General features: G+C 69.0%; 14 protein-coding genes and 1 pseudogene. 8 read left to right on the top strand and 7 right to left on the bottom strand.

The features are described 5' to 3' along the window. The 3 genes and pseudogenes from D0D37_RS37445 to D0D37_RS37455 form a co-directional block, all read left to right on the top strand. A pseudogene (locus D0D37_RS37445) lies at positions 1-255 on the top strand (nuclear export factor GLE1); the annotation flags it as partial. Continuing rightward, entirely contained in the window at positions 255-815 is a 561-nt protein-coding gene (locus D0D37_RS37450) for a copper resistance CopC family protein (protein WP_162834664.1), read from the top strand. The pseudogene D0D37_RS37445 and the gene D0D37_RS37450, both read left to right, overlap by 1 nt. Next, on the top strand, positions 812-1840 hold the full coding sequence (locus tag D0D37_RS37455) for a copper resistance D family protein (protein WP_116205315.1): 1029 nt from the start codon (positions 812-814) through the stop codon (positions 1838-1840). The genes D0D37_RS37450 and D0D37_RS37455 overlap by 4 nt, the downstream gene beginning before the upstream one ends. A gap of 170 nt (positions 1841-2010) precedes the next feature. Here the strand turns inward: D0D37_RS37455 and D0D37_RS37460 are convergent, their stop codons facing one another. Next, positions 2011-2901 carry a phosphotransferase enzyme family protein gene (locus D0D37_RS37460; RefSeq protein WP_116205316.1) on the bottom strand — a complete coding sequence of 297 codons (891 nt, stop codon included), beginning with the start codon at positions 2899-2901 and terminating at the stop codon, positions 2011-2013. Between the two features lie 16 nt (positions 2902-2917). Further along, positions 2918-4318 (bottom strand): helix-turn-helix transcriptional regulator, encoded by a 1401-nt coding sequence (locus D0D37_RS37465; RefSeq protein ID WP_116205317.1) that lies wholly within the window; start codon positions 4316-4318, stop codon positions 2918-2920. 328 nt (positions 4319-4646) lie between these two features. On the opposite strand from D0D37_RS37465, the gene D0D37_RS37470 reads away from it, so the two are divergent. The 3 genes from D0D37_RS37470 to D0D37_RS37480 all read left to right on the top strand — a co-directional run bounded on the left by D0D37_RS37470 (position 4647) and on the right by D0D37_RS37480 (position 11217). Continuing rightward, on the top strand, positions 4647-5006 hold the full coding sequence (locus D0D37_RS37470) for a hypothetical protein (protein WP_116205318.1): 360 nt from the start codon (positions 4647-4649) through the stop codon (positions 5004-5006). 14 nt (positions 5007-5020) lie between these two features. Further along, positions 5021-5446: a hypothetical protein gene (locus D0D37_RS37475; RefSeq protein WP_116205319.1), complete on the top strand. Its 426-nt coding sequence runs from the start codon at positions 5021-5023 to the stop codon at positions 5444-5446. Positions 5447-6015: 569 nt separating this feature from the next. Then, positions 6016-11217 (top strand): RHS repeat-associated core domain-containing protein, encoded by a 5202-nt coding sequence (locus D0D37_RS37480; protein ID WP_116205320.1) that lies wholly within the window; start codon positions 6016-6018, stop codon positions 11215-11217. A 48-nt stretch (positions 11218-11265) separates the two neighbouring features. On the opposite strand, the gene D0D37_RS37485 is transcribed toward D0D37_RS37480, so the two are convergent. From D0D37_RS37485 to D0D37_RS37500, 4 genes are read right to left on the bottom strand one after another with little or no spacing between them, the layout of a single operon-like run. After that, positions 11266-11682, bottom strand: coding sequence for a carboxymuconolactone decarboxylase family protein (locus D0D37_RS37485; protein ID WP_116205321.1), 417 nt, complete (start codon positions 11680-11682; stop codon positions 11266-11268). Next, complete coding sequence (locus D0D37_RS37490; protein ID WP_116205322.1) at positions 11679-12143, bottom strand: MerR family transcriptional regulator; 465 nt, start codon at positions 12141-12143, stop codon at positions 11679-11681. Before D0D37_RS37490 ends, D0D37_RS37485 begins: the two co-directional genes overlap by 4 nt. Before the next feature lie 41 nt (positions 12144-12184). Continuing rightward, entirely contained in the window at positions 12185-13444 is a 1260-nt protein-coding gene (locus D0D37_RS37495) for an MFS transporter (RefSeq protein WP_116205323.1), read from the bottom strand. Continuing rightward, positions 13437-14759: a GH1 family beta-glucosidase gene (locus D0D37_RS37500; RefSeq protein WP_116205337.1), complete on the bottom strand. Its 1323-nt coding sequence runs from the start codon at positions 14757-14759 to the stop codon at positions 13437-13439. Before D0D37_RS37500 ends, D0D37_RS37495 begins: the two co-directional genes overlap by 8 nt. A 114-nt stretch (positions 14760-14873) precedes the next feature. Here D0D37_RS37500 and D0D37_RS37505 point away from each other — a divergent pair, with 114 nt between their 5' ends. Beyond that, positions 14874-15533, top strand: a complete 660-nt coding sequence (locus tag D0D37_RS37505) for a TetR/AcrR family transcriptional regulator (RefSeq protein WP_116205324.1) — start codon at positions 14874-14876, stop codon at positions 15531-15533. Positions 15534-15650: 117 nt separating this feature from the next. Here the strand turns inward: D0D37_RS37505 and D0D37_RS37510 are convergent, their stop codons facing one another. After that, on the bottom strand, positions 15651-16838 hold the full coding sequence (locus D0D37_RS37510) for an amino acid deaminase/aldolase (RefSeq protein WP_116205325.1): 1188 nt from the start codon (positions 16836-16838) through the stop codon (positions 15651-15653). 99 nt (positions 16839-16937) lie between these two features. Between D0D37_RS37510 and D0D37_RS37515 the strand changes: the two genes are divergently transcribed. Beyond that, on the top strand, positions 16938-18239 hold the full coding sequence (locus D0D37_RS37515) for a D-arabinono-1,4-lactone oxidase (protein ID WP_116205326.1): 1302 nt from the start codon (positions 16938-16940) through the stop codon (positions 18237-18239). Positions 18240-18241 lie beyond the last annotated feature (2 nt).

The raw sequence follows: 18241 nt of genomic DNA on the forward strand, positions 1-18241 counted from the left end.
CCGCCCAGCGGCGAGGAGCCGGAGCACCCCGCCCCGACCATCAAACTCGCCGCCGCCGAATCCTCGGAGCACGGCGGCCACGCGCAGCCCACTGCCGCCGGTGACAACGCCGAAGCCGCGTCGTCGTCGGACAACACGGCGCGCTGGCTCGGCGGGGCCGGCCTCGTGGTCGGCGCGCTCGGGCTCGGCGTCGGCGCGGGCGCGGTGCTGCGTTCCCGTCGCCCGGCCGCCGGAAAGACCGAAGGAACCAAGTAATGCGTAAAGCGCTCCTCGCGCTGGCGATTTCCGGGGTGGCCCTGCTCGGCACGGCCACCCCGGCGCTGGCGCACAACGTGCTGATCAACTCCGACCCGGCCAACGGCGCGTCCGTCGCCAAGGGCCCGGCGAAGGTCACGCTCACGTTCGACCAGTACGTGCAGAACGCCGACGTCAACCAGATCGCGGTAACCGGCCCGGACGGCAGCCAGTGGGCCGAGGGCCCGGTGACGGTGGAGAACAACGTGCTCAGCGCGCCGCTGCGACCGCTCGGCCCGGCGGGCAAGTACACCGTCGGCTACCGGGTCCTCTCCGCCGACGGGCACCCGGTGTCCGGCGAGATCCCGTTCACCCTCACCACCGCGGGCAACGGCACCCCTGCCAAGGGCGACGCGGCCAAGGCGGCCGGGGCTCCGGCCCAGTCGGCTCCAGCGGCTTCCTCGTCGAGCGGCGTGCCGATCTGGGTGTGGATCGCCGGTGCGGTGGTGCTGCTCGCGATCGGCCTCACCGTCGCGTTGCGCACCGGCCGCGACCCCGGATCGGACAAGGCGGACCAGTGACGCGAGCCGAGACCACCTCCGCGGTTCGCTGGGCCACGCTCGCCTGCGTGGTCGTCGCGGGACTGCTGGGCGCGCTGATCGGCATCGCGCTCACCGCATCCTCGCCCATTCCGGGCGTGGTGGAACCCAGCGAGGTGGTCTCGGCGGCCATCCCGATCGTGCGCGTGCTGCTGGACCTGTCGGCGGTCGCGACGATCGGGCTGGCCCTGTTGTCCGTGCTGGTCGGCTACGACCGGCCGAAGCTCACCGAACCGGTCATGCGCCGGGCTCGTCCCGCCGCCGTCGCCGCCGCGCTGATCTGGGCGGCGACCGCGGTGGTCGCGCTGATCCTGCAGACGGCGGAGTACAAGCCGGGCAAGAAGATGCTGACCGGCGGCGACATCGGCAGCTACATCGCCGAGGTCGGCGCGGGGAAGGCGCTGGTGATCGTGGCGGTGCTCGCGCTGCTGCACGCCGCGCTCGGCTTTGTCGCGCTGCGCAAGGGCGAGAAGGTGCCCGCAGAGGTGCGGGTCGGCCTGGGAATGTTCGCGCTGCTGCCGCTGCCGGTCACCGGCCACGCGTCGAACTGGGCGTATCACGACTACACGATGATCTCGATGGAGCTGCACGTGATGAGCGCGGTCGCCTGGTGCGGCGGCCTCGGCGCGATGATCGTGCTCCTCGCCGCCAACCGGACGCTGCTCGCGCACGCGCTGCCGCGATTCTCGAAACTGGCGACGCTGTGCCTGGTGCTGTCCGCGGTGACCGGTCTGTTCAACGGCATCGTGGAAATCCTGGCCAACCCCACGATCGGTTTCTGGGCAGGCGTGTTCACCACGCCCTACGGCCAGCTGATGCTGCTGAAGCTGCTGTGCACCGGCGCGATCGCGCTGCTGGCCGCCAACTTGCGGTGGCGGCTGATGCCGCGCATCGTGCGACACCAGCGGACGGCGCTCGCGTCGTGGGCCACGCTGGAACTGACCGTGATGGGGCTGGCTTTCGGGTTCGCCGTGGTGTTGACCCGGGCCCCGGTCGCGGTGTCCTGACGGGCTAAGGTGACGGCGGGTAGCCGCAACTTGCACAATGGGACTAGCAGTACGCTGTCTGGGGCGACCTGCCGGACCGAATTCTCGCTGCGCAGCGATACCTTGTCAGCCATCGACGGAAAGCGGCGAACGGTCATCTGCAGTCGGCGAATGCACGTGCAGAATCCCGCTTAGCGGTACCTCGTCCACGCCGTGGCCGTCCGGCCCGCGCGAAGGTCCGCCAGCCGACGCCGCAGTTCAGCCCGCACCGGCGGATGACTGCGCAGAATCGGCAGCACGCTCGTCGTCAGTTTCAGCTCCCGCACCGCCCGGAGCACCGAAAACCCCGGCCAGGCCGTCACATCGAATCCGTAGGCCGCGGCGAACTCCGCATACCGGGCAGGCGGGTCACCGAACCGTTCGCGGCCGACGGCGAGCGGCGTCAGATCCCATTCCGGCGGGCCGACGCACGAGGAATCGAAATCGCACAGCACCGGGCCGTCCGGGCCGGGCAGCACGTTGCCCGGATGCGCGTCGCCGTGCACGAATCCCCTGGCCAGCGGGAAATCCAGGGTGTCGAGCCGGTCCCGCACCTCGGCGCAGCGCTCCAGCAGGAACCGCTGATCGGCGTCGGCGAGTTCCTCGGCGTCGGCGACCCGGGCCTCGATCGAGCGCAGCGGCTCCCATTCGGGCAGGCCGTCCGGCGGATGCAGGGCGTGCACCCGGCGCAGCAGCCCGGCCAGGTCGGCAGGCGTCGGCGGCGGCCCGGCGAACGGCACTAAATCCCAGACGGTGACCAGATGTCCGTGCACGTCAAGCGGTTGCTCGACCCCGGTCAGCAGCCGGACCGCGGGCACGTCGTGCCGGGCGAAATGCTCGGCCACGCGCACGACCGTGCCGACGCGGTGGCGCAGTTTGGTGGAGCCGACGATCCGCACGACGACCGGTGCCCCGTTCAGCGCGAACACCGCGTTGTTGGTGAACCGCAGCAGCCGCGCGCCCGCCGGGTCGAGGCCCAGCCGAGCACACGTGGCGACGAGCACCCGGCGCAGTTTCGCAGGGGTGAACCTGCCTTCGGGCAAAGCGAATCCGGTCGGCTCAGGCCGCGTAGAAGATCTTGAGCCGGTCGGCGAGGTCACGGGCGTCGGGGTTGTTGCGCCGCCGCTCGGCCTCCGCCTGCAGGGGCCGCATCCGGTCCTTGACCCGCGCGGATTTGATGCTTTCCGCGCATTCGATGGCCTTGCCGCCGATCTTCACGCCGTGGTCGATATCGCCTTCGAGCAGGTGATTCGTGGCGAGCGCGCTCAGCATGAACGCCTTGCTGCGCGCCATGTCGTCGGTGTAGGAGTCGACCGCCCGGCTCAGCGCCGGGATCGCGTACTTCGTGTGCTCGGGGTTCTTCATCGCCAGCACGGTGTGCACGGTGCCGGTCATCGCGTAGACGTCGGTCTCGTTGAAGAACTTGACCCACGATTCGGCCGAGGCCAGGTCGGCGCGGGCGAATTCGTCCTTGCACCGGCCGAGCAGCTTCACCGACTGTTCCTCGTTGCCCATCATCGCGTAGGCCCACGCCTCGTTGGCGCAGAGCACCGCGACGGCCAGCTCGGAGCCGGATTCCTGGGCGGCGATCTGGCCGAGCTGGAACAGTTTCAGCGCGTCGTTCGCGGCGTCCTGGTGCAGGTACACGCGGCCCATCCGGTACAGCACGTTCGCCACCAGATGGTGGTCGCCGCCCTGTTTGGCCAGGTCGAGCGCCTGCGCGAAATGCCCGCGCGCGGAGTCCATCAGACCGGTGTCGAACGACGTCCAGCCGGCGAGGCTGTGCAGGTCGGCGATCGCGGTGAACAGCCGGGTCTTCACCTGCTCGGCCGCGCTGGAGTCGAGCATCTGCTGTCCCCAGGACAGCTGCGCGACGACCGCGTCGCGGCAGAATCCGCCGCCGTACTGGTAATCGAGCGCGCGCAACGCTCTGGTCGCCGCCTCGACCTGGCGCACGTCGGTCGTCCCGATGCGCCCGGGGGCGGGAGTGCGCGCGGGCGCCTCCGACCACGTGCCGGATTCCGGACCGAACACCGCCGCACCCATCGTGACCTGGGCGGCGTGCGCGAGGAACCTCCGTCGCTTCACGGACTCGTCCTCCTCAGCCTGCCGGCCGTCGGACGCGCCGACGACCCGTATCGCCGTGGTCTCGTCATAGGCGAGACCCATGTATCCACGGGGGACACCCAGGCCGTCGGCGATTCTCGTGAGCACGTCGTAGGCCATGACCTGGCGACCCTTGAGGATCTCCGACACCTCGGACTGCGACTGGCCGGTCATCGCGGCGATCTGGCGCTGCGATACTCCGTGTTTGCGCAACAGCCGGTACACGGCGCTGACCTCGCGGGCGGCGAGCGCCTCCCGCATCTCGGGCTGTTCCCAGGCGTCGGCCGGAACCGGACTGCCTGACCGGGCGTCTGCATGAGAGACTCCGGAACCACTGCCAGCACTGGCATCCATTGCCATTGCGCCCCCTCACCGTCTCCTGGGCGTCTGATCAGCACCCTAAGCACACGCGAGAACCTTGTGAAACGGGCGGACAGCGGGGTTGATCGGCAGGGCCGAACTCCGTTGACCGCTTACCGTGGAACGCGGTCCGGTCACCGCTATGACGCGGTTTCAACCTTCTCTCGCACCCGGTTTCACTTCACTGTAGTTGCCAGATCTCCGTCACCGCCCGCACACCCGCAGCGATCACGGAGAGCGATGGACCCGACGACACAGATCTGCCGGGACAGGTGCATCTCGCAAGATGCGCCGGCCCGGGACGAGAAAGCGTGGAGGGACAGTGGAGTTCGTGGATTCGCTCGGTGGAGGACAAGCCGGGACCGCGGTGCGGTCCGTTCGGCCGGCCGCACCGGGAATCGCCACGGCACGTCCGGTGCCGCCTACTGTCGCTTCCGCTGTCGCCGCCTCGGTGTCCGCTGACCCGCGTACCGCGGGCGTGCGGCATTTCGAGGGCGGCCAGGTCGTGTGGCGCGTGCAATGCGGAGATCTCATCAGCCGCGAGCGCGCCGTGACGGTGTTCGTCGAGGACGACGAGGTCGTCGTGGTGTCCCCTCCCGGGGAGACCGCCCGCCTCACGTCCGGCCAGCTCGGCCAGCTCCGGGCCGCGCTCAACGAAGCCGCCACGATGGCGGAAAGGTAACGGTGAGTCTCTCCATGGATCAGGTTCTCGGTCAGGTTCTCCGCAACGCCGTGTGGGAGCGCCTCGACATGCTGTCCGACCTGGCCGAACGCGCCGACGCCTCGTCGCTGGTCTCGGTCGCCCGCTCGGAACTGCCCCGGCTGGCCGAGGGCTGGCGCGCGATGCTGCAGGCGCACGAGCCGGACGAGCGCGGCGACTGCCCCACCTGCTCGACGCGCTGGCACCGTTGCAAGGCGCCATGCTCGGTGTGGCAGGTGGCGCACGAGCACCTGGTCGCCGGCGGGCTGGCCCCGCAGGCGCTGGCCGGGAACGGCGAGCACCGCCCGGCCCGCCGCCGCGCCGCGGTTCCCGCCGTGCCCGGCCAGAACCGGCGAGCCGAATCGCCCGCGGAGACCACCGGCAGGCATGCCCTGGTGAAGCCGCGCGCGGTCAGCGCCTGATTCCTCGGGCGGGGTGCTTCCGGGCGGAACACCCCACCCGAGTTCGACTGGCGAGCGCGCGACGAGCCCGGTTGCCCCAACCGGCTCGATCGCCCGGCATCCTCGCCCGGCCGAGGGCTGGTCCGTCCGTCCCCCCGAGCGAGACGGACCACCCTCGGCCACCCCTAGCCCTAACGCGATTAATCGAAAAATGTCCGGCAGAACACCTAGCGAACGCAGTAATCGGACGCTAGGTTGAAGATCATCGCACCGGGTGCCCCGCCCCGGTCGCGACCCAGAACTCCGCGGGCCGGTGCCGTTGCACTCCCCTCCCCCGACCGGCACCGGCCCGCGGTTCCACTTCCCTGACCCGTCGCGCGGCTCCGAGTTCCGGAGCGCCGCGGCGGGTTTCGTGCGTTTGCCGCTGGCCCCGCGTTCGCCCGGTGGCACGCGCGGGCACCACCGGAGTAAATAAGCGCAACGCCCCGGCGACCGCGCGGGAAGGCTCGGTAACCTGCGGCGGGGGTCCGTGCGTTCGAATTCGGCTGCGCGCCCAAAGAGATTTGTGTTGAGCGTGAAGAAAGGCCGGTATGTCGAATCCATTGGTGGCCGAAAAGCAGGACTCGACCTCCGCGATCTCCGGCATCTCGATCCTCGAGGCCGGGAAGGGCCTGAAGGACGGCATCGAGTCCGGCGACTGGGCGGCGACCGTGATGGGCGCGGTCGGGGTCGGCATGGAAGCGCTCGCCGCGGTGATGGACCCGTTCGGCGCCATCCTCGCCGCGGGCGTCGGCTGGCTGATCGAGCACGTCGGGCCGCTCAAGGAAGCACTGGACAAACTGGCCGGGGACCCGGACCAGGTGCACGCGTACTCCGAGACCTGGAAGAACGTCGCCAAAGAGGTCTCCTCCGTCTCCCAGGACCTGGCCGCACAGGTCAAAAAGGACATCGAGTCCTGGGAGGGGACCAGCGCCGACGCCTACCGCAAGCAGGCCGAGGAGGTCGCCAAGACTCTCGAAGGGGCCGCTCAGGCCTGCGAGGGCGCGGGCAGCGGCGTGAAGACCGCGGGCGAGGTCGTCGGCGCGGTGCGGATGCTCGTGCGCGACATCATCTCCCAGGTCGTGGCGCACCTGATCTCGTGGGCGCTGCAGGTGCTGTTCACCCTCGGCATCGGGATGGCCTGGGTGGTGCCGCAGGTGGTCAACCTGGTGGCGAAGACCGCCAAGCAGATCGCCGAACTGGTCAAGAACCTCACCAAGGCGCTCAAGGAACTCGGCAAGCTCCTCACCAAGACGAAGGGCCTGTTCGAGAACGTCGCCAAGTCGATGAAGAGCATCAAGGGCGGCGGCAAGGAGGCCACGCACACGCCGAGGGAGATCAAGTCTCCCGGCGGTGGCTCCACCAAGCCTTCCGGAGCGAAGGACACCCCGAACGAAAAAGGCGGTGGCGGCGGCGAGAAACCGCCGCCGGTCAAGGACGAGTCCACCAACACTTCCGGTGCGCACGACGGGCCGCCGCCGGAAAACAAGGGCGGCGGGAACCACGAGCCGCCCCCGCGCGAACCCGCGAAGGACGAGGCGCAGGGCAACGGGGGCGCCGAGGGCGGTGCGAACAAGAACGAACGCAGCGGGAACGAGCAGCCCGACCCGGCGAAGGACAAGACCGAGGCGTCCAACGCGAAGCAGGAGGGCGACGCCGATCCGCCCTGCCTGACCGACCCGGTCGTCATCTCCACCGGCGAGGTGCTCGTCGAGGACTACGACCTCGAACTGCCGGAACTGCTGATGCGCCGGACGCATCGGTCGTCCTATCGCTCCGGGCGCTGGTTCGGCTCGACCTGGGCGTCCACTGTGGACCAGCGGCTGGAGTTCGGCGAGGAGTACATCCGGTACTACGGGCCGGAAGGCGTCATCCTCTACTACCCGATGCCCGCCGGGGACGAACCGGTGCTGCCGACCGAAGGCGCGCGCTGGCCGTTGACCAAGCACGCCGACGGCAGCTGCACCATCGACCAGGTCCGTCCGGATCGGACGATGCGGTTTTCCGGCGAGGGCAAGGCATTGCCGCTGCGCTCGATCGAGGACGCCGACGGTGCGCGGACCGAACTGTCCTATGCGGACTCCGGCGCGCCCGCGCTGCTCACGCATTCCAGCGGGATCCAGGTCGGCTTCCGCACCGACGGGCACCGCGTCACCGAACTGCGGGTGATCGGCGCCGGTCCGGCTCCGGACGTCGTCGTGCGCAGTTACCGCTACAACTACCGCGGCCATCTCTCCGAGGTCATCAACTCCTCGGGAACCGCGATGCGCTACACCTACGATCCCGACGGCAGGGTCACGAGCTGGGAAGACCGCAACGGGGTCTCCTACCGCTACGTCTACGACGCCGAAGGCCGCTGCGTGCGCACCGAGGGCGATCAGGGTTTCTACAGCGGTGCTTTCGAATTCAACCCCGAGGCCCGCCTCACCCGGTTCACCGATTCCCTCGGCCACGTCTCGGAATACGAGTACAACGCGGAGGGACGGCCGGTCCGGGAGACCGATCCGCTGGGCAACGTGACGCTGTCCGAATGGGACCGCTACGGCAATCTGCTCCGCCGGGTCGACCCGCTCGGCCGGGTCACCGAGTACACCTACGACGAGGACGGCACGCCGCTCACCATCGCGCGTCCCGACGGGAGTCTCGCCGAACTGGAGCACGACGGCGTCGAGCTGGCTTCGGTCACGGTGCACGGCAACGGACGGATCTGGCAGCGCCGGTACGACCAGCCCGCCGTGCCTGAGCTGCCGGACTTCCTGGGCGAAGCCGAGGTCTCCGACGAGGAGCTGGACCAGTTCGGCCGGCCGCGCACCGCACCCGAGATCGGCGGCGGACGCGTGCAGCTGGGCTGGACGGTCGACGGCAAACCCGCTTCGCGCGTCGGGGTGCGCCGCGAGCGTGCGATGTGGCGGTACGACCGCGAGGGCAACGAAATCGAGCACGTCGACGAACTCGGCCGGACGACCAAGCGCGAGTACGGCCCGTTCGACGTGGTCACCGCGGTCGTGGACCCCTCCGGCGCGCGTACGAGCTACACCTACGACACCGAGTTGCGGCTGACGTCGGTGACCGATCCGCTGAACCGGACCTGGACCTACACCTACGACCCGCTCGGCAGGCTGGTCGCACAGACCGATTTCGACGGCCGGACCCGGACCTACGCCTACGACGCGGCCGGACAGACCGTCGCGGTGACCGAGCCGGACGGTTCAGTCACCGAAAATGAGTACGACCTGCTCGGCAACCGGGTCGAGATCCGCTCACCGCATCGCACCGTGCGCTACGCCTACGACCCGGTCGGCAACGTCGTGCGCGCGGAATCCGCGGACTCCGTGGTGGAGTTCGACCGCGATCGGTACGGCCGGGTCGTCCGCGAGGCGATCGACGGCGTCGAAGTGCACTTCGCCTACGACGAGGAAAGCCAGACCATCCGCCGCCGCACGCCGTCCGGCGCGGAGAGCGTGTGGGCGTTCGACGAGGAAGACCGGCCGGTTTCGCTGACGACGGCTGGGCACACCGTGCGGTATCGGCTGGACGACGAGGGCCGGGTGCTCGCCCGAGACACCGACGGGATCAGCACCCTGCAGCAGGCGTTCGGCCCTCGCGGGCTGGTCACCGCGCAGCAGGTTTCCCGTGGAACAACGCCGGTCCAGCGACGCGGCCTTGAGTACTACGCGGACGGCAGCCTCGCCGCGGTGCAGGACAGCCTTGCCGGGAAGACCGTCTACACGCGGGACCCGGCCGGACGGGTCGTCGCGGTGTCCTCCGCGGCGGGCACGGAAGAGCTGCGCTACAACCCGGCCGGCGAACTGACCGCCTGGTCGGGCAGCCCCGGCCTGTCCGCCGACTACGACGCCCTCGGCCGCCGGATCCGGCACCGCGAGGTGCACCCGGGCGGCGTGCGGGTGTGGGAGTACTCCTGGACCGGCGAGCTGCTCACCGGCCTGCGCACGCCGGACGGCGCGCAGTGGCGCTACCGGTACGACCCGCTCGGCCGCCGGATCGCCAAGGAGCGCCTGCTGGCCGACGGCTCCGTCGCCGAATCGACCCGGTTCGTGTGGGACGGCTTCGTGCTCATCGAACAGGAGCACACCGATCCGGCCGGAGTGCGCCGGACGACCACCTGGGAGCGCAGGCCCGGCAGCGACGAACCAGTCACCCAGTTCGAACGCGGCCCCAGCGGTGAGCGGTTCGCCTCCGTGGTCACCGACGCGATCGGAACGCCGACCGAACTGATCGACGAGCACGGCGGACTCGCCTGGAGCGCACGCCGTTCGCTGTGGGGCCGCGTCCAGCCCGGCGGCATCCCGCTGCAGTTCCCCGGCCAGTACGCCGACGCCGAATCCGGCTTGCACTACAACGTTTTCCGCTACTACGACCCGGCCGTCGCGCGGTACATCAGCCAGGACCCGCTCGGACTGGAGGGCGGGCCGAACCCGAGCAATTACGTTCCCGACCCGTTCGCCGCCACCGACGTGCTCGGCCTCGAGGGCTGCGGCAAGGGCAAGGGCAAAGGCAAGGACGCGGACCCGCCGCCCGCGGACTCGACGGCCAAGCACAACGCCGACAACGGCGGCGGGAGTTCCGCCTCGGCCGACAAGGGCAAGGGCAAGGCCGACAACAAGCGCAAGCGCGACGACAAAGACGACGGCTCCGACGGCAAGTCGGACGCGAAGAAAAAGAAGGACGACGTCTGGGACCGGATGGCGTGGAACTCAGACGCCAAGAACGCGCGCAAGAACCAGACCGGTGACAAAAACGATCCGTTCCACAAGGCCGGTCCCGATGTGGCTCAACGGCACATCATCTCGTTCCAGAAAATGCGCGACGGCCTGAAGAACTGGGTGCACGAGCAGCCGACCGAGAAACAAAGCGCGCTGACCAAGAAGTACGGCGAGGAAGAGCTGCCGAAGCTGCACAACCAGCCCAAGAACCTGCCGCTCGGCCCGCAGCACACCAACGCCGGGATCGGCGGCGTCTCCACCCGGATCGACAAAATCGAAGACGGGGTCGCGGGCAAGATCAAGGTGGGCAAGAACGACAACATCAAGACCGAGAACCCGAAGTGGCCGAGCGACTCCATAGACAAGAGCGGCGGCTACAAGCACAAGGACCACCCGGATCTCGACAAGAACTGGCGCCCGATCGGCCAGCAGGCGGACCGCATCACCGATCCCAAGGAGATGAACCGGGCCACCCGGGACATCGGCGACAGCGCGGACTTCGACTGGCCCGGCGGAAACAAGAAAGAATTCGAGCAGTGGCACAAGTCCTTCCTCGAATTCACCGATCTCAAGGAAAACCCGAAGAACTACACGCAGAAAGACGTGGACGGCATCATCGACCGCTTCCACAATCTGCCCTCGCCGTCCGGGCGGCATCCCACGATCGACGAGTACAACAAGGCCCCGGACGGCCACCCGTACCGGTTCGACGACAAGGGCAACCCGGTCAAGGACATCAACAAGGACTCGGATCCGGACTGGAAGCGGCCGGACAAGCCGCTCGACGGAAACCCGATGCGCACCGAATGGGGCAACCGGAGCGAGCAGGGCGTCGGGCCGACCAAAAAGGACTGGGACGACCTCGAAAACGGGAAGTACGACCCGGAGGGGTGGAACGACCCCGCCAAGAAGAAGTACCTGGACGACGTCGGCGAGCCCAGCAAACAGGACGTCAAGGACGCCGCCGCGGAGGCGAAAGCCAAGTCCGACAAGTTGGCGGAAGACGCGAGGAAGAACCGCGGCTGGTGATCGCCGGAGCCCGGTGCGGCAAGAGAACCGCGCCGGGCTCCGCGAACGTCAGACGGTCTCCTCCGCGTCCCGGGCGGCGAACACCTCGCGCGCGGCGAGGGTCGCGTTCAGCGATCGCGGGAATCCCGCGTAGACCGCCGAGTGCATGAGCGCCTCGGTGATTTCCTCGCGGCTGAGCCCGACGTTCAGCGCCGCGCCGATGTGCACCTTCAGCTGCGGTTCGCAGCCGCCGAGTGCGGTCAGCACGCCGAGGGTGACCAGCTGGCGGCTGCGCGGGTCGAGGCCGGGCCGGTCGTACATGTCGCCGAAGGCGAACGCGGCCACGTGGTGCCCGAGCGCGGGGTTGATGTCGGCGAGGGAATCGATGACAGCCTCGCCCTGGTGACCGTCGATGCGGGACAGCACCTCGAGCCCGTTCTTGCGGCGGGCGAGGTTTTCCGGGCTGTCGATGTCGTGCTGGGTCACGGCAGGGGGCCTTCCTGGTAAGTGGCGATCTTGTATTCGGTGGCGGCGAGGGAAAGCTGCAACTGAGCGATCTGCGCGCGCAAGGTGTCGCGATGCTCCAGGAGCATTTCGCGCCGTTCGGGCACGGTCTCCGCGCCGGACTCGATCAGCTCGACGTAGCGGCGCAGGTCGCTGATCGGCATGCCCGAGACGCGCATCCGCGTCAGGAACACCAGACGGCGCACCGACGCCGCGTCGTAAACCCGGTGTCCGGCGCTGTCGCGGGCGACCTGAACCAGCCCGATCCGCTCGTAGTACCGCAGCGTGTGCGGGTTCAGCCCGAGGTGCTCCGCGGTGGTAGCGATGTCCCACTCGTTCGCGTCGTCGTCCCGGGCCAGTTCCCGCAGCGCTTCGACCGACACCGTGCCCGGCGGGTCGACCGCCAGGCGCAGCGCCTCGGTCAGCGCGTCTTCCTTCTCCATGCCGAAGACGCTAAGCCTGTGAGCGCGCTCAAACGCAAGCGCTAACCCACCGACCGGACCCGCGTCACCAAAACCCCGGCCAGCAAGGTCGCCACCGCGGACGCCGCGAACAGCCCCGGATACCCGCCCAGCCAGTGCAGGATCAGCGTCGTGAGCAGCGGCGCGACCACCTGCGGCAGCGAGTTCGCGATGTTGACCACGCCGAGGTCCTTGGCCCGGTTCTGCGCCGCGGGCAGCACCTGCGTCAACATCGCCAGCGCCACCGCCATGTAGACGCCGAACCCGACACCCAGCAGCGGCGACGCCACTAGCGCCACCGGCCACGACTGCCAGATCACCAGCAGCAACGCGGCCAACGCCATGATCGCCGCCGAGCCGAGGACGTAGGGCTTGCGCTTGCCGGACTTGTCCGAGAAGTGCCCGGCCAGCACCGCACCGATCACCAAAGCCACGCCGTACAGCCCCATCATGATCAGCAGCCCGCTGTCCGGATCGGGGTAATGCACCGCGTCCTTGAGGAAGAACAGCAGGTAGAGCGTGCCGAACGCGTTGCCGAGGTTGATCATGAAGTGGCAGCCCCACGCCCACGCGAAGTCCGGGTGCCGCTTCGGCGAGACCCACAGGTCGGCGAGGATTTCGCGGATCCGGCCGCTCGGCCGGAACTCGACCGGCAGCCGTGCGTCCGGGGTGCGCAGGACGAACGCCGCCGCGCCGGCGAGCACGATCGCGGCGCAAGCGGCGTAGCCGAGCGGGAGTCCGGCGAGGTCGAGCATCACCACGACCACCACCGCGCCGAGCACGGTGCCGAGCATCTGCGCGATGCCGACCAACCCGCCGACCTGCGCGCGCTGCCCGACCGGAACCCGGTCGGCGATGCCGGACATCAGCGTCGCGAGCATGCCGTTGAGCCCGGCCTGCACGAGACACCAGCCGATCGTCATCACGAGGACGTTCGGGGCCTCGGCCAGCACCAGCAGCCCGGCCGCGCCGATCGCGCCGCCCGCGATCGTCCACGGATGCCGCCTGCCGAACCGCGAGCAGGTGCGGTCCGAGAGCAGGCCGATCGCCGGGTTCGCGACGAGCGCGACAGCCGCGCCGATGCCGGTCACGATCCCGAAGACGGTTTCCTTGTGCGCGGCGTCGAGCAGTTCGGCCTGCTGCGGCAGCAGAACCTGAATCGGTGCGTAAACGCCCAGCCAGAGCGCGATGTTCGCGAGGAACAGCAGCGTCATCCACCCGGCGCGGACGCGCTTGACCGGCTCGGCGAAGACGTCCGGGACAGCAGCGGCGGTGTCACTCATGGCGGACCAGCTTCCGGTACCAGGCGAAGGAATCCTTGGGGGTGCGGCGTTGTGTCTCGTAGTCGATGTGCACGAGCCCGAACCGCGGCGCGTAGCCCTTGGACCATTCGAAGTTGTCCAGCAGCGACCAGACGAAGTATCCGCGCACGTCGACGCCGGCATCCATCGCCTCGCGCAGCGCTTGCAGGTGGCTGGCGAGGAATTCGACGCGTTCGGGGTCGGGGACGCTCGCGGCGGCGGCCGGTTCGTCGGCGAAACTGCAGCCGTTCTCGGTGATCTGGACCGGCGGCAGGTGCTCGCGGTAGCGCTCGTGGAAGGACACCAGCAGATCGCGCAGCGCCTGCGGGACGATCGGCGAATCGTTGGTGGTCATCGGATAACCCTCGATCGGGCGCAGTTCGAACGGCAGCGGGTTGCTCTCGCCGGGAGCCGTCACGCCTTGGGGTTCGTAGTAGTTGACGCCGTAGAAGTCGAGCGGCTGCGCGATCGTGGCCAGGTCGTCGGCGAACTTCTCCGGCAGATGCGGGTGTACCTGTTCGGGGTAGCTGCCGAGCAGCATCGGGTCGGCGAAGGTGCGGTTGATCAGCGCGTCCAGCCAGTCGGCGGCCGCGCGGTCGGCGGGGCTGTCGTGGTCGGGCCAGATCGGCGAGTGGTTGTTCGCGGTGCCGATGCCGGTCGCGCCCGCCGCGCGCAGCGCCTGCACGGCCAGCCCGTGCGCGAGGTTCTGGTGATGCGCGGTGGGGAGCGCGTCGAGCAGCAGGAACTGGCCGGGCGCGTACTCGCCGATGCCGTAGCCGTAGATCGACATGACCATCGGCTCGTTGAGCGGGATCCAGAGTTTCGCCCGATCGGCGAAATGCTCCCCCACGATCGTGGCGTATTCGGCGAAGCGGAAGGCGGTGTCGCGGGAGCGCCAGCCGCCCGCGTCCTCGATCGCCTGCGGCGTGTCCCAGTGGTACAGCGTGATCGCCGGGGCGATTCCGGCCGCGCACACCTCGTCGATCAGCTTGTCGTAGAAGGCAAGTCCTTCCGCATTGGGTTTGCCGGTGCCGTCCGGCTGGATCCGCGGCCACGCGATCGACATCCGGTACGCGCCGACGCCGAGTTCCGCCATCAGGGCGATGTCCTCGGAGTAGCGGTGGTAGTGGTCGGCCGCTACCTTGGCGTCCTCGCCCCGGGCGATCTTGCCTTCGGTGGCGGTGAACGTGTCCCAGATGGACGGTCCCCGGCCGCCCTCGGCCGTCGCCCCCTCGATCTGGAACGCCGAGGTCGAGACACCCCACAGGAAGCCGGGCGGGAAGGTCGGATGGTCCACGCTGAGCACCCCTTGCCTTCGGACACCCTCGCGGGTGAACGTGAAAAGTTCTCATATGTTAGGTCGTCACTCGTCTCGGGGGAAGCCCCGCGGGGCGCTAAAGTCCCAGATCAGATGAGTGGATCGCGAGAGACTCCGAGGAACGACGTGGCCGAGACCCAGGCTGAACCCACACCGCTGCGGCGAAAGCCGGTTCAGCAACGCAGCGCCCGGCGGGTGGAACAGATGCTGGACGCGAGCGCCGTGCTCATCGACGAGCTGGGCTACGACGCGCTCACCACCACGCTGATCGCCAAACGCGCGGGCGTCGCGGTCGGGTCGCTGTACCAGTTTTTCCCGGACAAACGCGCGGTCGTGCAGGCGCTGACGCAGCGGAACCTGGAACGGTTCGTGGCCGCGGTGAACGAGCGGCTGCAGCAGCTGAGCCCCGAGCACTGGTGGAACATCGTCGACTCGGTGCTGGACATCTACCTGCGGATGCACCGCGAGGTGCCGGGGTTCTCGAAGGTCCACTTCGGAGACGTCATCGACGTCCGGCTGCTGGCCGACGACCGCGACAACAACTCGGTCATCGCGGACTCGCTGGTCGAAATCCTGCGCGGGCACGTCGACCGTCCCGCCGACGAACTCCGCTTCGCCATCGCGATCGCCAACGAGACGGCGGACGCGCTGCTGAAACTCGCCTTCCGCCGCGACCCGAACGGGGACGAGCGGATCGTCGCCGAGGCCAAGCACGTGGTGAAGGGTTATCTGGCAAGCAAATTCGGCGACTGACCGCTTCCCCGCTGTGGTGCCCGGCGCGCGATGCCGACGTCCGTGAGGGGAACCCTGAGGGACTCAGAGTCCCTCAGGGTTCCCCTCACGGACTTTCGCAGGAACGCGAGCACTGGCTCAGCCGAAGTTTTGGCCCTCGCCGCGGTAAGTCGGGACGGTTCGCTCCACCTGGCTGCCGCGGACGAGGTGGTAGGCCAGGAAGCGTTCGGCCAATTCCCCGGCTTTCGCGTGCCGCAGCCAGACCCGGTCGCCCAGGCGCAGGGCGCGCGCGGCCTCGCCGGTCACCGGCGTCTGCACCTCGCCGGCACCCTCGAAACCCAGCAGGCGCAAGCCTTCCGGCAGATACGGCGACGGTTCGCGCGACGGGCCGGTCGGGCCGGAGGCGATGTATCCGCCGGAGTACAGCGTCGCGACGTTCTTGGCCGGGCGGCGCACCACCGGCAGCGCGAACAACGCGGCCGGGCGCGGTTGGAAGTGCGAATAGCCGTCGAACAGCGTCGGCGCGAGGAAGCCGGAACCGGCGGCGATCTCGGTGACCACGTTCTCCGCGCCGGTGGTCTCGATGCTTCCGGTGCCGCCGCCGTTGACGAACTCCAGGTCAGCGACCTCGCGGACGGCACGCACCGCGGCGCTTCGGCGACGGGCCAGTTCGGCCGCGGAACGGCGTTGCATCCAGCCGATCACCCGGTTCTGCAGGCCTTTTCCGGCGGCGTCGCCGAGTCCGGCGATCTGGCCTTCGTACGCCATCATCCCGACCAGCTTGAAGCCCGGCCGCGTCACGATCCGGCGAGCGACTGCGACCGCCTGCGTTGGCTTGAAAACCGGCGAACGCCTGGTGCCGACATGGACGCCGGGCAGCGGCCGCCACGACGCGTCGAGTTCGAGGCAGACGCGGATGTCCGGGTGGCCGTGGCCGAGCGCGGCGTCGACGAGGTCGAGGTGTTCGGTCGAATCGACCATGATCGTGACCGCCGCGCGAGCACGTTCGCTCGCGGCCAGCCGGTGGAGCGCTTCGTGGTCGGCGGTCGGGTACGCGACCACGATGTCGTCGGTTGTGCCCAGCTCAGCGTGCCAAACGGCCTCGGCGAGGGAGTAGCACATGAGGCCTTCGAAGCCGTCTCGCGCGAGCGCTCGCTCCAGCAGCGCACGGCAGCGCACGGACTTGCTGACCACCCGGATCGGCTTGCCCGCGGCCCGGCGCAGCAGGTCGTCGGCGTTGGCGTCGAAGGCGTCCAGGTCGACGATCGCGAGCGGCGGATCCAGGTCCTTCGTCGCGAGGTCGTACCCGTGCGCTGAGGTGGTCACGCACTTACGGTACGACAACAAAGCTTGAAACGCGAATACTATTCACTTACGGTTCCGGCATCTATCGTGGGAACCTTCCAGCGAAGAACAGGTGCCGCAATGACGTGGAGCAACTGGGCCGGGACGGCCAAGGCCACCCCGCAACGGGTGCACCGGCCGCGAAGCGCGGCCGAGATCGCCGAGGTCGTGGCCGGGGTCGCCGAGGCGGGGCACCGCGTCCGCGCCTGGGGCAGCGGGCATTCGTTCACCGCGATCGCCGCCGCCGATTCCGACGCGCTCGACCTCACCGCGTGGACCGGCATCGAACGCGCCGACCTCGAAACCCAGCAGGTCATGGTCCGTTCGGGCACCACTCTTCGCACTCTCAACGCCGCCCTCGACGCACTCGGGCTCGCCATGACGAACCTCGGCGACATCGACGCACAGACGATCGCTGGCGCGATTTCCACCGGCACGCACGGCACCGGTGCGCGCTTCGGCGGAATCTCGACGCAGATCGTCGCGCTGGAACTGATCCTGGCTGATGGTTCGCTGGTCCGCTGCTCGGCCGACGAGCGGCCGGAACTGTTCCACGCCGCCCGCGTCGGCCTTGGCGCGCTTGGCGTCATCAGTACGGTGACCCTCCAATGTGAACCGTCCTTTGTGCTCTCCGCGCAGGAACGTCCGGAGCCGCTGGAGCAGGTCCTCGAAGGCTTCGACGACAACGCGGCGAACAACGACCACTTTGAGTTCTACTGGTTTCCCTACGGCAGCAAGGCGTTGGTGAAGCGCAACAACCGCCTGCCGGGGGACGCCGAGCGGAAACCGTTGTCCCGGCTGCGCCAGTTCGTCGACTACGAACTCACCGAGAACGTCGCGTTCGGCGGACTCTGCCGACTCGGCCGCGCGGTGCCGAAGCTGGTGCGACCGCTCGGCGCGTTCGCCTCGCAGGTGTCGTCGCCGCGCGAGTACAGCGATCTTTCGCACCGCGTTTTCGTCACCCATCGCGGCGTGCGGTTCGTGGAATCGGAGTACGCGGTCCCGCGCGAATCAGTGCTCGACGTGCTGGCCGAACTGCGCGGAGTCGTGTCCCGGCTGCGGAATCCGGTGGCCTTCCCGGTCGAGGTGCGGGTGGCCGCGGCGGACGACATCTGGCTGTCCACCGCGAACGGCCGCGATTCCGCGTACATCGCGATCCACCAGTTCCTCGGCATGCCCTACCGCGAGTATTTCGCCGCGTTCGAGGACCTCGTGGGCCAGGTCGGCGGGCGGCCGCACTGGGGCAAGATGCACGACCTCGACGCGTCCGTGCTGCGCACCCGCTACCCGCATTTCGACGATTTCCTGCGGATCCGCAAGGAATGCGACCCGGCCGGGACGTTCACCAACACCTACCTCGACCGGGTCCTCGGCAGCGTCTGATC

Origin of the sequence: Amycolatopsis circi, from assembly GCF_003385235.1 — a bacterium.
Taxonomy (GTDB): Bacteria; Actinomycetota; Actinomycetes; order Mycobacteriales; family Pseudonocardiaceae; genus Amycolatopsis; species Amycolatopsis circi.

What these genes read in the sequence shown, in the direction of transcription:
- D0D37_RS37480 (WP_116205320.1), top strand. Translation starts at nt 6,016, where the DNA reads ATGTCGAATCCATTGGTGGCCGAAAAGCAGGACTCGACCTCCGCGATC.
- D0D37_RS37505 (WP_116205324.1), top strand. Translation starts at nt 14,874, where the DNA reads ATGAGTGGATCGCGAGAGACTCCGAGGAACGACGTGGCCGAGACCCAG.
- D0D37_RS37515 (WP_116205326.1), top strand. Translation starts at nt 16,938, where the DNA reads ATGACGTGGAGCAACTGGGCCGGGACGGCCAAGGCCACCCCGCAACGG.
- D0D37_RS37465 (WP_116205317.1), bottom strand. Translation starts at nt 4,318, where the DNA reads ATGGATGCCAGTGCTGGCAGTGGTTCCGGAGTCTCTCATGCAGACGCC.
- D0D37_RS37495 (WP_116205323.1), bottom strand. Translation starts at nt 13,444, where the DNA reads ATGAGTGACACCGCCGCTGCTGTCCCGGACGTCTTCGCCGAGCCGGTC.
- D0D37_RS37475 (WP_116205319.1), top strand. Translation starts at nt 5,021, where the DNA reads ATGGATCAGGTTCTCGGTCAGGTTCTCCGCAACGCCGTGTGGGAGCGC.
- D0D37_RS37450 (WP_162834664.1), top strand. Translation starts at nt 255, where the DNA reads ATGCGTAAAGCGCTCCTCGCGCTGGCGATTTCCGGGGTGGCCCTGCTC.
- D0D37_RS37490 (WP_116205322.1), bottom strand. Translation starts at nt 12,143, where the DNA reads ATGGAGAAGGAAGACGCGCTGACCGAGGCGCTGCGCCTGGCGGTCGAC.